At 66.7% G+C, this 13,335-nt stretch carries 13 protein-coding genes; 5 read left to right on the plus strand and 8 right to left on the minus strand.

Translation table 11 applies throughout. The features are described 5' to 3' along the window. Nucleotides 1-18: 18 nt before the first annotated feature. Both xdhC and NR810_RS32900 read right to left on the minus strand, forming a co-directional pair. On the minus strand, nucleotides 19-780 hold the full coding sequence (gene xdhC / locus NR810_RS32895) for a xanthine dehydrogenase accessory protein XdhC (RefSeq protein WP_257458395.1): 762 nt from the start codon (nucleotides 778-780) through the stop codon (nucleotides 19-21). Next, nucleotides 781-1,818 carry a 6-phosphofructokinase gene (locus NR810_RS32900; protein WP_257458396.1) on the minus strand — a complete coding sequence of 346 codons (1,038 nt, stop codon included), beginning with the start codon at nucleotides 1,816-1,818 and terminating at the stop codon, nucleotides 781-783. 220 nt (nucleotides 1,819-2,038) lie between these two features. On the opposite strand from NR810_RS32900, the gene NR810_RS32905 reads away from it, so the two are divergent. Continuing rightward, nucleotides 2,039-2,812, plus strand: a complete 774-nt coding sequence (locus NR810_RS32905; protein WP_306818697.1) for a glucosamine-6-phosphate deaminase — start codon at nucleotides 2,039-2,041, stop codon at nucleotides 2,810-2,812. Here the strand turns inward: NR810_RS32905 and NR810_RS32910 are convergent, their stop codons facing one another. After that, nucleotides 2,813-4,507 carry a vWA domain-containing protein gene (locus NR810_RS32910; protein ID WP_257458397.1) on the minus strand — a complete coding sequence of 565 codons (1,695 nt, stop codon included), beginning with the start codon at nucleotides 4,505-4,507 and terminating at the stop codon, nucleotides 2,813-2,815. A 254-nt stretch (nucleotides 4,508-4,761) separates the two neighbouring features. Here NR810_RS32910 and NR810_RS32915 point away from each other — a divergent pair, with 254 nt between their 5' ends. From NR810_RS32915 to NR810_RS32925, 3 genes are all read left to right on the plus strand, one after another. After that, entirely contained in the window at nucleotides 4,762-4,890 is a 129-nt protein-coding gene (locus NR810_RS32915) for a hypothetical protein (protein ID WP_257458398.1), read from the plus strand. An 82-nt stretch (nucleotides 4,891-4,972) separates the two neighbouring features. Then, a complete protein-coding gene (locus NR810_RS32920) occupies nucleotides 4,973-7,891 on the plus strand; it encodes an N-6 DNA methylase (RefSeq protein ID WP_257458399.1) in 2,919 nt (972 codons plus the stop codon). 10 nt (nucleotides 7,892-7,901) lie between these two features. Further along, a complete protein-coding gene (locus tag NR810_RS32925) occupies nucleotides 7,902-8,501 on the plus strand; it encodes a DUF4276 family protein (protein WP_257458400.1) in 600 nt (199 codons plus the stop codon). Nucleotides 8,502-8,811: 310 nt separating this feature from the next. On the opposite strand, the gene NR810_RS32930 is transcribed toward NR810_RS32925, so the two are convergent. The 3 genes from NR810_RS32930 to NR810_RS32940 all read right to left on the minus strand — a co-directional run bounded on the left by NR810_RS32930 (nucleotide 8,812) and on the right by NR810_RS32940 (nucleotide 11,177). Further along, nucleotides 8,812-9,189, minus strand: coding sequence for a tectonin domain-containing protein (locus NR810_RS32930; protein ID WP_257458401.1), 378 nt, complete (start codon nucleotides 9,187-9,189; stop codon nucleotides 8,812-8,814). A 128-nt stretch (nucleotides 9,190-9,317) separates the two neighbouring features. Continuing rightward, a complete protein-coding gene (locus NR810_RS32935; RefSeq protein ID WP_257458402.1) occupies nucleotides 9,318-10,568 on the minus strand; it encodes a c-type cytochrome in 1,251 nt (416 codons plus the stop codon). Between the two features lie 21 nt (nucleotides 10,569-10,589). Continuing rightward, entirely contained in the window at nucleotides 10,590-11,177 is a 588-nt protein-coding gene (locus NR810_RS32940; RefSeq protein WP_257458403.1) for a hypothetical protein, read from the minus strand. Between the two features lie 274 nt (nucleotides 11,178-11,451). On the opposite strand from NR810_RS32940, the gene NR810_RS32945 reads away from it, so the two are divergent. Beyond that, nucleotides 11,452-11,862 carry a hypothetical protein gene (locus NR810_RS32945; RefSeq protein ID WP_257458404.1) on the plus strand — a complete coding sequence of 137 codons (411 nt, stop codon included), beginning with the start codon at nucleotides 11,452-11,454 and terminating at the stop codon, nucleotides 11,860-11,862. A 282-nt stretch (nucleotides 11,863-12,144) separates the two neighbouring features. Here the strand turns inward: NR810_RS32945 and NR810_RS32950 are convergent, their stop codons facing one another. Next, nucleotides 12,145-12,462, minus strand: coding sequence for a hypothetical protein (locus tag NR810_RS32950; protein WP_257458405.1), 318 nt, complete (start codon nucleotides 12,460-12,462; stop codon nucleotides 12,145-12,147). Between the two features lie 2 nt (nucleotides 12,463-12,464). Next, entirely contained in the window at nucleotides 12,465-13,130 is a 666-nt protein-coding gene (locus tag NR810_RS32955) for a hypothetical protein (RefSeq protein ID WP_257458406.1), read from the minus strand. Between the last annotated feature and the right edge of the window lie 205 nt (nucleotides 13,131-13,335).

Consider the following 13,335-nt stretch of genomic DNA (forward strand, 5'->3'; position numbering starts at 1 on the left):
ATGCAGGGGAGCGGTGCGTCAGGGGGCGTGACGGCGCACCTGGATGAGCTCGCCCACGATGGAGACGGCGATCTCCTCCGGTGTCAGCGCGCCGATGTCCACGCCCATGGGGGAGCGCATCCGCTCCACGGCGGCCTCGGGGAAGCCCGCGGCGCGCAGCCGCATCCGGAAGCGCTCGGCCTTGCGCCGGCTGCCAATCACTCCCAGGTACGCCGAGGGCTTCTCCAGCAACGCCTCCACCACGGCCTGGTCCAGCGGGTGGTCGTGCGTGGTGACGCAGAAGTACTGATCCTCACCACCGGTCAGGGCCCGCGCGTGGTCCGCCGGATCCTTCACCAGCAGCTCGACACCGGGAAAGCGCTCGGGATTGGCCCACTCGGGCCGGGCATCCACCACGGTGACGCGAAATCCCACCCGGTGCGCGAGCGCGGCCAGCTCCTTCGCCACGTGCCCCGCGCCGAACACGGTGAGCCTCGGGGGCGCTCCGTGCTTCTCCAGGAACACCTTCATCCGCCCCCCACAGCACATGCCCAGCTCGTGCGTGAGGTGCGTCTCGATGACGCGCGTGCGCTCCGGGGCCTGGAGCAGGGCCAGCGCGGCCTGGATGATCTGATGCTCGATGGCGCCGCCGCCCACGGTGCCCCGCAGGCCGCCATCGCCGAGCACCACCAGCTTCGAGCCCGGCTTCTGCGGCGTGCTGCCGGCGCTCTCGATGACGGTGGCCAGCACGAACGGACGGCCCTCGGACACGAGGGCCGCCATCTCCGCGTACAGGTCCATCTACCCGAAGAACACCTGGGCGACCTCGAAGAACTCCTGGGGGACCTTCTTGAGCTCGCGGGTGGCCTCGGACAGGTCCACGCTGATGATCTCATTGCCCCGGAGCGCGGCCATCTTGCCGAACTCGCCGCGGGCCACCATGTCGCACGCATGGACGCCGAAGCGCGTGGCGAGCACGCGGTCGTGCGCGGTGGGCGCGCCGCCGCGCTGGATGTGGCCCAGCACCGACACGCGCGTCTCGTAGCCCGTGCGCCGCTCGATTTCATGGGCCACGATGGCACCCACGCCGCCCAGCCGGGGCCGGCCGGCCTCGTCCAGGGCGCCCGAGGTGACCAGGTGCTCCTGCTCGTCCGCGCCCGTCTTGATGCGCGTGCCCTCGGCCACCACCACGATGGAGAACGAGCGCCCGGTGGAGTGCCGGTGCTTGATGTGCTCGGCCACCCGCACCAGGTCGGCGGGGACCTCGGGCACCAGGATGACGTCCGCGCCGCCGGCCATGCCCGCGTAGGTGGCGATCCACCCCACGTGACGGCCCATCACCTCGCACACGATGACGCGCTTGTGCGACTCGGCGGTGGAGTGCAGCCGGTCGATGGCCTCGGTGGCGATGGCCACCGCGGTGTCGAAGCCGAAGGTGAAGTCCGTGCCGTTGAGATCGTTGTCGATCGTCTTCGGCACGCCGACGATGCTCAGCCCCTCCTGGGACATGCGGGTGGCGGCGGACAGGGTCCCCTCACCGCCAATGGCGATGACGGCATGGATTTCATTGCGCTCCATGGCCCGCTTCACCTTCTCCAACCCATTCTCCACCTTGAACGGGTTGACGCGGGAGGTTCCCAGGATGGTGCCTCCCCGGTGGAGGATGCCGGAGGTGGTCTCGCGCGTGAGGCGGAAGTGGTTGTCCTCGAGGAGACCCTTCCAGCCGTCGCGCAGACCCATCATTTCGAAGCCATGGGCACTGGCCCGGCGGACGACGGCGCGGATGACCGCATTGAGGCCGGGGCAATCGCCCCCGCCCGTGAGAACGGCGACTTTCATGAGGTGCCCTTCTAACGCACCTGGGGGACGAATCATCCGCGAAGTTGGTGTAAACCGCCCGGCAGCCACGGTGGCGGTCGGCCAGAGGTGGATGACCCGAGGTCGTTAAGGGAGCGGACGGACGGGGCCTCCCCCGATCGCGGACCCTACTTGGCTCGAATCCAGGCGGGGCATGATGCGATGGGTGACGTGCCGCTTTGTCGGAGCGCGCGCTTTGGCTATGCTGCCCGCTCTCTCTCGCTCCGGCCACGCCTTGAACGTCCGCGTCTTCGCCACCGAGCTGGAAGCTGCCACCGCCTGTGCCGGCCTCGTGGCCGCTGCCATCCGGGAGAAGCCCTCGTTGGTCCTCGGGCTGCCGACCGGACGCACTCCGCTCAACGTGTACCGGGAGATGGGGGCCCTGCACCGGCGCGGGGAGGTGGACCTCTCGCGGGTGACCACCTTCAACGTGGACGAGTTCCTCGGCCTGCCGCCCGACGACCCGGGCAGCTTCCGGGCCTACATGGAGCGACACCTCTTCCAGCACGTCAACCTGGCCCCCGAGCGCATCCATTTCCTGGATGGGAGCGCGGAGCGGGCCGAGCGCGAGTGCGCCCGCTATGACGCGCAGCTGGCGATGGCGGGAGGGTTGGACCTGTTGCTGTTGGGCGTCGGCTCGAACGGGCAGGTGGCCTTCAACGAGCCGGGGGAGAATCTGCAGTCGGCGAGCCACCGGGCGAGGCTGTCCCGGGATTCACGCCAGGCCCTGGCCTCCTTCTTCGGGGAGGACGTGTCGAAGGTGCCGCTGGCGGGGCTCACGCTGGGCATGGGCTCGTTGCTGCAAGCGCGCCGGGTGGTGCTACTGGCCTTCGGGGTGAACAAGGCGGCGGCGGTGACGGCGCTGGTGCGCGGCCCCCTGACCACCCAGTGCCCGGCCTCGCTCCTCCAACTCCACGGCAACGTGGAGGTCTGGGTGGACGCGGCGGCCGGGCGAGGCCTCGAAGGCTCCCGCTAGCTACTCGCGGGCCAGGGCGGGGGTGCGGTGCTCGCGCGCCAGCCGCAGCAGGCCGAGGAACTCGGCGCGGTCGCTCATGCCGTCCACGGCGTCCTCGGCGAGCGACTCGGCGGTGGCCAGGCTCCAGTCCCCGGCCTGGGGCGCGCCCCGGAGGATGTCCGCGGTGCCGGCCACGGCGGTGGCGAAGCGCAGGTCCGAGGAGGCCTCTTCCAGCGAGCCGCGCAGCTGCGCGCGTGCCAGGGAGAAGCGCTGCTCGGAGGCCTCGGCCCCACCGGGCTTCTTGGCGCGCACGCGCACGGTGGCCACGTCCTGGCCCTCGCCGGTGAGCTCCACCTCGTAGAGGGCGGTGACGGTGTGGCCGGCGCCGATCTCTCCCGCGTCCACCTTGTCGTTGCGGAAGTCCTTGTCGGCGATGGCGCGGTTCTCGTAGCCCAGCAGCCGGTAGCCGCGCACGGTGGCGGGGTCGAACTCCACCTGCACCTTCACGTCCTGGGCGATGACCTCCAGGGTACCGGCGAGCCGCTCCTGGAAGACGCGGCGGGCCTCGCGCTCGCTGTCGATGTAGAAGCAGTTGCCGTTGCCCTTGTTGGCCAGCTTCTCCATCAGGTCATCGCGGTAGTTGCCCATGCCCAGGCCGATGGTGGTCAGCGTGACGCCCTCCTGCACGTAGCCGTGGACGCTCTGGAGCATGCTCTCGGCGGTGAGGTTGGGGCCGAGGTTGGTGTCACCGTCGGTGAGCACGACGACGCGGGAGACGGCCTTGGAGCTGGCCTTCTTCACGGCGTGCTTGTAGGCGAGCTCCAACCCGCTGCCCATGGCGGTGCCGCCGCCGGCGGTGAGCGAGTCGATGGCGTCGAAGAGGGTGGAGCGCTGGGAGGCGGGGGTGGGGGGCAGCACGTCGCGCACGCTGCCGGCGTAGGTGACGAGCGCCACGGTGTCCGACTCGTTGAGCCCGTCCACCATCAGCTTCATGGCCTTCTGCGCGAGCGGCAGTTTGTCGGGCTGGGACATGGAGCCGCTGGTGTCCACCAGGAAGACGAGGTGGGTGGGCTTGCGCTGGCTCTTGGCGAGGGTGCGGCCCTGGACGCCCACGCGCACCAGGTGGCGGCCCCGGGTGAAGGGGGAGGGGGCGCCCTCGAGGTCCACCCGGAAGTCACCCTCCTCGGGCTTGGGGTAGCGGTAGGTGAAGTAGTTCACCCACTCCTCCACGCGCACGGACTCGGGCGGGGGGAGGGAGCCGCCGGTGATGGAGCGGCGGAAGAGGGTGTAGGAGGCGGTGTCCACGTCCACCGCGAAGGTGGAGAAGCGGTCCTCGGTGGTGAGGGTGTAGGGGTTGGGCCGCTCGGCGGCGTGGGTGTTGCCGGTGGTGACGGGCTCGGCCATCCGCGTGGCCTGCGCCGGCACCACGGCTGCGGACCTCGGAGCAGAGGCCGGAGTCGGAGCCGGAGCCGGTGCCGCGTACGAATCGCCCTCGTCGTCCTTGTTCGCGCCGAAGTTCCTCAGCGACTTGCGCTGGAGTTGACTGGTGGCCCCCCCCCGGTACGCCGACAGCTCCGAGGTGCCGGCGAGTGACTCCGCGCTGGCGCCGAAGAGCTTGCGGAGGTTGTTGCCGAAGAGGGTGAAGGCGCCGAGCAGGACGGCGAGGACACCCACGGTGATGAAGGCGAGCTTCGAGAGTCCCGGGATTCGTTTCATGCGAGGGGGAATCGCACGTTCCCGGGACGTCGCGCGTCCGTCATCGGGAGGAGGTCGGTCATCCGGAGGAGGGTCGGTCAACCGGGGGATGGCGAACCGCGTGGGCCGAACAGCGGCAACAGCGAGCCCATCTCCGTGCCGCAGGATCTGCGTCTGGCGCGCCAGCTCGGGGATGCCCGGTTCACTGCAGACCTGCCCACTCCCTCAACACGCCTCCCATCCTTCTTATACGCCTCAGCCGCGTCTACACGCAGATGCCCGAGGGCAAGGTCTTCGCGAAGAACATGAACCGGCTGGCGAAGGCGAGCCTCGTGTGGGGCGACGAGGTGCTGGACCGGGTGGCCTCGCGCGTCTTCCACCTTGAGGAACTGGAGAAGCGCTGACGGCGTCGGCGGGATGGCCCGTAATGGAGCACCTGACTGGAGTCGCGGTAGTGGGGCTCCATGTGTATCCTCACGGGCGACCATGCCGACGCCTCGTGAAGTCCTGGAGCTCCTCCCGAGGGCCGACCTCCTCTGGCTGGCCGATCGTCTCGGTGTCGAACCGCCCGGGCGGCGCAGCAAGCAGCCGATCGTGGACGCTCTGGTCTCGTTGCCAGGAGGGAAGGCCGAGGAGATGTTGCTCCTGCTCAGCCGGGAGCAACTGAAGGAGTTGTGCCGCAAGCTGGGCCTGGAGACAGGTGGGCGGGACAAGGCTGGATTGGTTGCGCGCCTGCTCTCCGAGAGCACCAGCGAGGCTGTGGAGGCGGCAGAACCTGTTTCTGTTTACGGTGAAGCCCCGACCTCGGTCTCAATAGTGGCCGCCTTTCCCCGAAGGGTGAGTGGGGCGCAGCTCCTCGACCAGCTCCTCGGTTCCTTTGAATTCTTGCGTGGCACGGGAGAGCCGGTCCATCACCGGACATCCCTCTCCGTTCTGCTCTTGCTGAAACGCCTCAACGACGTATTCGAAGAGCGCGTCGCCGAACTCCTGGCGGAAGGAGCACCCGAGGCTGTTGCCTATGGAGACCCCGATGAACACGAGTTCTTCATCCCTGAGGAGGCGAGATGGTCAAGGCTCAGGTACCTCTCGCATCTCCACATCGACCATGATCTGAACCGCGCCTGTTCGATCATTGAGCATGCGAATCCACAGCTCGAGCGTGTACTCACTTCGGTCGATTTCGCGGATGAACGATGGTTCGGCGGTCCTTCCCAGCGGAAGTCATTGCTTCAAACGCTTGTCCATTCTTTCTCAGGGCTCCCGCTCCATGAGCTCGCTCTGGCAGAACCGGGTGCGCTTGGGCATGCCTATTCGGCCTTTCTCGAGCAGACAGCGCATCGGGCTAGGAAACGTGGGGGAACATCCTTTACGCCCGTGATGCTCGTGAGGCTCATGGTCGAACTCCTCGATCCACAAGAAGGCATGAGCATTTGTGATCCGGTGTGCGGCACAGGCTCGACGTTGCTCGGATGCGCGGAGTACGTCGAAGCACACGGAGGCGATGCAAGGAATATCCGACTCGAAGGGCAGGAGAAGCAGATCGACAATTGGGTTCTGGCCAGGATCAACATGCTCCTGCACGGGCTGCATGAAGCCAGGATTGAAGCGGGCGATACGATTCGAGAGCCCAGGCTGGTGACGGATGGTCAGTTGGACCGCTATGACCGAGTGATTGCCAATCCTCCCTTCTCCCTCCGTTGGTGGGGGCACGAGGTAGCGTCGTACGATCCCTACGGACGTTTCCGGTATGGCATGCCGCCTCGGGATCACGGCGACTTCGCCTTCCTCCAGCACATGGTCGCGACGTTGAAGCCGAGTGGTCAGCTCGCGACGGTCGTACCGCATGGTGTGCTGTTCCGCGGGAAGGTGGAGGCGAAGATACGCGCCGCGATGCTAGGCGATGATTTGTTCGAGGCAGTGATAGGGCTTCCTGGTGGGCTGTTCCTTGGCACCTCTCTCCCGGCGGCGATCCTGGTCTTGAACCGGAGTAAACCAGAGAAGAGGAAGGGAAAGGTCCTCTTCATCGATGCCTCGCAGGAATTCCATGAAGAGCGTCCGTGGAACCGCCTACGCGCCGAGGATGTCGCCAGAATCGTCACGACCTTCAACGAATTCGTGGACGTCCCGCGCTATGCCCGTGTGGTTGGCCTGGACGAGATCTCCGCGAATGAGTTCAGTCTCGCCATCCACCGTTACGTCGAAGCCCGGCCGCTGGCTGCGGAGGAGCGGACGGAGAGTCTGGAGCAGATGTGGCGCCGCATCGAGCTCAAGAACTACCGGAGCATCGCCGAGGCCAGCGTGGAACTCGCTCCCTTCACGGTGGTGGTGGGTCCCAATGGCAGCGGAAAGTCCAACTTCGCCGATGCCTTCGTGTTCGCGCGGGACGTAGCGACGGATGCCGAGACGGCCGTGGAGCGGCGCGGAGGCCTAGTGGGTCTCCGGCGCTGGCAGCCTGGAGAGGATGCCGACCTGTCCGTGGACATCCGCTCAGCCACGTCCCGCGCTGGCCTGGATACCGACTATCTACGCCATCAATTCACCATTCGTAGCGGAGGCGCGCGGGGCTGGTCCTTCCGCGGTGAGACCATCGAACTCTTCTCCCGAGGAGAGCCGGTGTTTCGCCTCGAGAGAACGCCCGACGGTGTGGAGATCGAGCCAGAACGGCTGGCTGAGTCGGTCGGACGGATTCCCAAATTGAGCGAGACCGCCAGCGCGATGGTCTTCGCCCGTCAGATGGCGCTCCTGTCCCGCCGCGCGGCTCTCCGAAACGTGACGCGGATCCGCCTCAACCCGGACTCCATGCGCCAGCCGCAGTCCGCCACGGAGAACACGCGCTTGGAGGAGTCGGGGAGCAATATCGCGGTGGCCTTCAGGAGCCTCGACGCCACGGGGCAGGAGCGTGTGGTCACGGCTATGCAGCGGATCGTCCCCGGGCTCCTCCGCATGTTCGTGGAGTCGTTCGATCGCTTCCTGCTCTTGCGTTTCGAGCAACAGCAGGCCGCTGGTCAGGTGGCGAGGTTCTCGACGAGCGAGATGTCGGAAGGCGCCTTGCGTGCTCTCGGAATCCTCGTTGCCACGCAGCAGATGGCTCGGGACGAGCTCCTCATCATCGAGGAGCCGGAGGTCGCCATCCATGTCGGAGCGGCCCAGTTGCTCTTCGATGTCTTGAAGGACGCCTCGACCCAAGGCTCGGTGCTCATCACCACGCACAGCGCGGATCTCCTCGATGCCGCGCGCGAGGAGGAGATTCTCGTGTGCTCCTATCGTGACGGGGTGACGCAGGTAGGCCCGCTCGCGTCCGTGCAGCGTGAGGTCGTCCGGCAAGGGCTGTTTACCGTGGCTGAGCTCATGCGCTCCGAGCCTCTCCGGATCGAAGGTGACGAGCCCGGCATCGTCCAACTCTGAACCGTGCACCATGAAGAAGCTCGTCTGCATCGTCGAGGGAAAGGGCGAGGTGGGGGCGGTCCCGAACCTGTGTATGCGGATCCTGCGCCAGCATCTCAATGACTTCGAGTGGGTCGTTGACAATGCGCCCATCCGGCACCCACGCGGCAAGTTGGTGGATGAGAAGAAGAGGAGCCCGCAGCGCACCTGTCAGGAAGAAGGTCTGCGGAGGGCCATCCAACTCGCGAAGCAGACCCGGAAGGCGAATGCGGTGCTCGTATTATGCGACGCTGACGATGACTGTCCTGCGACATGGGGCCCTGATGCCGCGCGTGTGGTGAGCAGCCTCTCGTTGGGAGGCGCGGTCATGGCTCTTCGAGAGTACGAGACCTGGCTGTTGCTCAACTACACGGACGAGCAACTGGCGGGCGCTGGTGCGCCAGAGCCTGAACGCAAGCGGGGAGCCAAGGAAGCGTTGGCCAGACTCGTCCCAAGTTATCTCCCGACGACCCACCAGCTGCGGGAGACTCAGAAGCTCGATATCGCTCGTGTCCGCAAGCGTTCCGACAGTTTCGACAAGCTCGTCCGCGTGTTGGCGTCCATCTCGGGAACGACTCCACCCGCTCGATAGTCCCGGCGAGGAACCTTCGCGAGGGCTATGGCGTCCAAGGGTGCCGCCCGGATGACCCGGGCTCGCACTTGAGGAGGCCGCGGAGGATGCGCTGGAGCAGGGGGGCCTCCGTGAGGGTGTCAAAGAACTTGAGCGACACCACGCGGCGAGACACGTGGCGGGAAGGAGAAGCGAACACGTCCACCGCGAATGTCCTGCGCGGCAACTCTGCCTGGTCCACTCGCGGCGTCCTCTCCCTCATCGGTTCCTTCCTGGCCGCTGCCTCGAGCGCTACGCTCGCCTCCTCACCTGCTTGGGCGAGCACCTGTCGTCAGATGTTGTTGGCGTTGCCCACGGACACGTAGGTCATTCCCGCGGGGAGGCTGGCGTCCCACCCGGTGCCGGTCCAGCGCAGCACGCGGTTGGCGTCCGGGGGGTTGGTGGCCCACTGCGTCCCGTCCGGGGCGGCGGAGATGGTGCTCACGGTGCCGGCCTTCTTCTCCCAGGCGGAGCCGTTCCACTTCCAGGGGGAGCCAGCGGTATCGAGCACCCAGATGGCATTCGCGCTCCCCACCGAGATCTGCTTGAGCGTGACGCCCACGGGCGCCGGCACGTTCACCCAGCGCCTCGCAACCGGCGCCGCGGCCGGAGGGAACAGCTCGCTCCACGTCATGGCGATCTTCGCGTCCGACTGGCCAGCGAACGTCACACCGCTCGCGGGAGCTACGCCCTCGCCGCGAGCACCATCTGCCGCATGTGGTAGTCGACGGACACGGCCGGGTCGGGGCGCTCCACGTGGCGGGAAGGAGAAGAGAAGACGGCGGGATTCGACCCCGTCTACTCAGGCGCGCCCTGCTCTATCCACGTGTAGATCAGATCGATCTCCTCGTTGGGAATGGGTGGGAGGCCGAGGGGCATGCCCATCACCGCCGGGTCGTAATTCCCGCTCAGCTCGGCGTGGCGGGCGAGCAGGCTGGCCACCAGCCGGGGCGTGCCATTCTCGAGCCGATCCGGGAGCCCGCGGAACCGCCCGTCCCGCTTGATGCCTCGGAGGATGCCCTCCCGCGTGGCGAGATCGAGCGAGACGCCGTCGTAGCCGAACCCGCCGCTGTTGCCCGGCCCCTGGTCACCCTCCCGGTTCCTGTCGGAGTGGCAGTGGAAGCAGAGGTGCCGCGAGAGCTTCTGCGCGACCTCCTGGTAGTGCACCTCTCGCTCGAGCCGGCGCGGCCGGTACGCGGGGCGCGGCTCGGCCGCTACCCCTGGCAGAGGCTCGCTGAGGAAGGTCGCCAGGTCCTCGATGTCCTTCGAGGTGAACGGGAAGGTGGGCATCTCGGTGTCGGGGAGGATGCGGTGCGGCTCACCCAGCCAGCTTCGTAGCTGCGCGAGCGACATGCGGCTGCGCACGAACCGCAGGTCGGGGGCGCGCCTGCGAGCCGAGGGGCCGCGGAACTCGGGCGCGCCGTAGCGCAGCGACTCGAGCGGGGCGTCTCCGCGATAGTGACAGCTCGAGCACTGGCTCTTCTCGTAGAGCGCCCGGCCCGCCGCCGCGTCACCTCGCGGGAGCTCTGGGGAGTCCTCCTCGGTGACCTCGAAGAAGTCGGCGATGAGCTCGGCCTCCCGCGGGCCGATCTTCATCTTGGGCATGGTGGCCCCGTAGAGGGGCCTCACCACGTGCGGCGCCTGGAGCCAGGTGGTGAGCCAGCTCCGCTTGACGCGCTGGCCCAGCGAGCCGAGGTCCGGCGTCCGCACCAGATGCGTGAGGTGCTCCTTCCACCGCTGGACGTAGGCTGCTTTGTACCAGAGGTCGAGCCGCCCGGCGGTGATGGCCTGATGGCAGGTGACGCAGTTCTCGCTCATGCGAGCCGAGGTCGGCTCGATGCCGGGCACCACGTGGCACCGGTTGCACTGGAAGTGCTCCACGGCATCGCGTGGACTCTCGAGCGAGTGCTTCGTGGGGGCAAGGACTCGCGTTGGCAGTCGCAGCGCCAGCACATCGGCGTCGCGGACCAGCACGAAGCCGCCTCCGGCAATCACTGCAAGGAGCGCGGCACCGGAGAGGTAGGCGAGCGGAAGGGAGCGCGTGGCCAAGAGGGTGCTCCAGGGGGTAGCTCAATCGTCGGGGGGGCGGTAGCCTCTGGCGAAGAAGTTCGGCGAGGACCGGCAGAGTTCGGGGAGGAACACCGTATCGCGAGTCACCGCCATCACGAACACCAGCACCGCCGAGGTGGCCACCAGGCTCACGAGAACGGCAACCCCCTTCTTTCCGGCTGACCGGTTGGCCCATCCATGGAAGAGCGCGGCCTGCAGGGTGAAGAGGACGACAGGGCAGAGCACCAGCACCACCAGGACGGAGTGGTTCACCCAGCATGTGGAGAAGCCTGCCGAGCTACGGCTGAGAAGAGGGCCTCCGGCCACGATCATGGCCAGCAGCACGACGACAGCGCCGAAGACGAGCAGGAAGAAGTAGCGGAGGAGCAATGAAGGCCCGGCCTGACCCTCGGCGGTCGGTCCCCAGAGCTTCACGAGGACGACGCGGTTCAAGAACACCGCGCCCGCGCTCCAGAAGAGCAGATCGACCCAGAGAGGCTGGGTGAAGCTGATTTCGCTGGACTCCATCGAGTTGCTGCAGGCGAGCACATGCAGAGGCCAGGCGAGCGAAGCGCAGAGGACGATGGGAACGAGTGCGCGGCGAAGCATCGGCCAAGAGTAGCCTCCCGGCGCGTGCGGGTCCCCTTCTTCTCGGAGGAGGCTTGAAAGGTAATGAACAACCCGTGGATGCCCTCATGCGCATCCTCGTCGCGGCCCTCGTCACGCAGGTGGGGAGAAGGCGAGCGTGGCACCCCAGGCAGCGGCCAGGAAGGAACCGATGAAGGAGAAGACGCCGCGAGTGGACCAGGCGGGGTTGTTCAGGAGGACGTTCAACTTTGCCGTGTTGAAATCCAAGATGGAAAGAAGAGAATAAAAATTCGATATGGCCCATGACATCATAACGGAGACGTACGAACCCATCGATGTGGGCACCTCAGGGTTCAAGGGCCTTGAATGCAAAAGCCTGATCGACACGCATCTGGGCTTGCAAATCATCCTCGGCGACGTCGCCAGCGAGCGATCTATCGAGTTAACATTCGAGGGGTTCGTAGGATACCGAAATATCAACGAGAGCTTCCGCCTCCGAACCTGGCATAAGCGCACGCCCTATTCCACTTCTGGCGTCTTCCTGGTGGGTAATTCTCTTTGGCTGGAGTGGCTTCGAGCGGAGTCGGGAGGAGTTCTGGACCACGTTGTCAACCTCCGTCACTACGCCATTTACACAGGCGAGGACTGTATTGATGTGGCGTCGGAATTTCCTCCCACCTTTACCAGCGCTCGTTTGGACTCCTAGGAAGCCTCTCAGGGTGTGTCAGGGTGGTTCGGCTACGGTGTTGCGAGAAGGTTGGGGCGTACCCCAGGTGGAAGGGGGAAAGCCGGCATACTTCCGCTGACGGGATGCATGGCAACACCCATGCCAACAGGCCTCTCCGAGTGAAGCGGACTGGGAGCCGTGGGGGAACCCATGTCGGAACGCGTGCTGACGCGTCAGCCGCGGGCGGCGGGGAGCGAGAAGCGGAAGGTGCTGCCCTGCCCACCGCCATCTTCCTGAACGTGCAGCAGGCGCTCGCGGGAGCTACGCCCTCGCCGCGAGCACCATCTGCCGCATGTGGTAGTCGACGGACACGGCCGGGTCGGGGCGTTCCGCGAGCTCGCGGAGCTCCGCCTCCAAGGCATCGAGCTGCACGGCGGAGTAGTGGCTCGACACGAAGGCGTCGCTCCGCCAGGTCTGGATGTTGAGGTAATGGAGCATGGCCATGCGATGGCCCGGCAAGGTCATGCGAACCACCTGGTCGCGCACGACCTCCACGCCGGCCTCCCGCGCGAGCGCGGGGAGCGCCCTGCCCACGTGCAGGTCCTGCCCGTGCGCGCGGCACGGGGTCGTCACGGCCATGTTCAGGTCGCGTAGCCCCGCTCGCGCAGTGCGGCGAGCAGCTTTGCCTTTCCTTCGTTCGACACCACGCCCCCATGCGCGGGAGCGACGTGCGCGAAGTCGAGCGCGGCGATTCGTTGGATTGACTCCAGAAACGCAGCTCGATCTTTCACGGCGCGGAGGAACAGGCGGCTGGCACCCAACCGGCGATACGTGCCGAACAGACTGAGGATCAGCCATGCGCCGATGCCACGTGGCTCCTCGATGTTGAAGACCAGGTCGCTCACGAGCAGCACCCGCGAGCGCTCGTGCAGGAACACGCTCTCATTGAAACCGGGCATTCCTCCAAGGGCCACGTGACGGAGCTCACCTTCGTACGGCCAGGCGTCGACTCCCAGGATGCCGTGCCACGAGAGCGCGGGGAGCTTTTCCCGGATGCCGACCGGGCCCCAGAGGCGGGCACGCGGGTGGACGGCCGCGGCGCTCTTCATTCCGGCGGTATGAAGGAGGCTGGGAGCGATGATGTCGGTGACCTCTCCCGCGTCGCGAAGCTTCGCCTCGGTGAGCGTCGAGGCCGGTGACAAGAGCACTCGTGCGCGCTCGAGCTCGATGAGGCTCGTGCGCACCGGAAGCTTCATGAGCGGCATCTGGATCTCGACTTCGAGGAACTTCAAATGGTCGAAGGTCATGGCGTGGAATCTCGCACAACCCTGGGCAGCTACGGGCGTACGAATTTCCAGTCGGTGTCGTTCGACCCCTGCTGAGCAGGTTCTTGCCTCCTCCGGCTCCGCCCCTGCTTGAGGGAACGATGAAATTCCCTGGGTCACCAGTCACGGGTAAGGGCCTTCGGACGTCCATGGGTTGGTAGGGGCGCGGCGAACGCGGGGGATTTCA

It is taken from the genome of Archangium lipolyticum, assembly GCF_024623785.1.
Lineage (GTDB): Bacteria > Myxococcota > Myxococcia > Myxococcales > Myxococcaceae > Archangium > Archangium lipolyticum.

Bases quoted from the DNA above. Each gene is read 5' to 3' on its own strand.
- xdhC (WP_257458395.1), bottom strand. From the start codon at position 780: ATGGACCTGTACGCGGAGATGGCGGCCCTCGTGTCCGAGGGCCGTCCG.
- NR810_RS32900 (WP_257458396.1), bottom strand. From the start codon at position 1,818: ATGAAAGTCGCCGTTCTCACGGGCGGGGGCGATTGCCCCGGCCTCAAT.
- NR810_RS32905 (WP_306818697.1), top strand. From the start codon at position 2,039: ATGCTGCCCGCTCTCTCTCGCTCCGGCCACGCCTTGAACGTCCGCGTC.
- NR810_RS32910 (WP_257458397.1), bottom strand. From the start codon at position 4,507: ATGAAACGAATCCCGGGACTCTCGAAGCTCGCCTTCATCACCGTGGGT.
- NR810_RS32915 (WP_257458398.1), top strand. From the start codon at position 4,762: ATGCCCGAGGGCAAGGTCTTCGCGAAGAACATGAACCGGCTGGCGAAG.
- NR810_RS32920 (WP_257458399.1), top strand. From the start codon at position 4,973: ATGCCGACGCCTCGTGAAGTCCTGGAGCTCCTCCCGAGGGCCGACCTC.
- NR810_RS32925 (WP_257458400.1), top strand. From the start codon at position 7,902: ATGAAGAAGCTCGTCTGCATCGTCGAGGGAAAGGGCGAGGTGGGGGCG.
- NR810_RS32940 (WP_257458403.1), bottom strand. From the start codon at position 11,177: ATGCTTCGCCGCGCACTCGTTCCCATCGTCCTCTGCGCTTCGCTCGCC.
- NR810_RS32945 (WP_257458404.1), top strand. From the start codon at position 11,452: ATGGCCCATGACATCATAACGGAGACGTACGAACCCATCGATGTGGGC.
- NR810_RS32950 (WP_257458405.1), bottom strand. From the start codon at position 12,462: ATGGCCGTGACGACCCCGTGCCGCGCGCACGGGCAGGACCTGCACGTG.
- NR810_RS32955 (WP_257458406.1), bottom strand. From the start codon at position 13,130: ATGACCTTCGACCATTTGAAGTTCCTCGAAGTCGAGATCCAGATGCCG.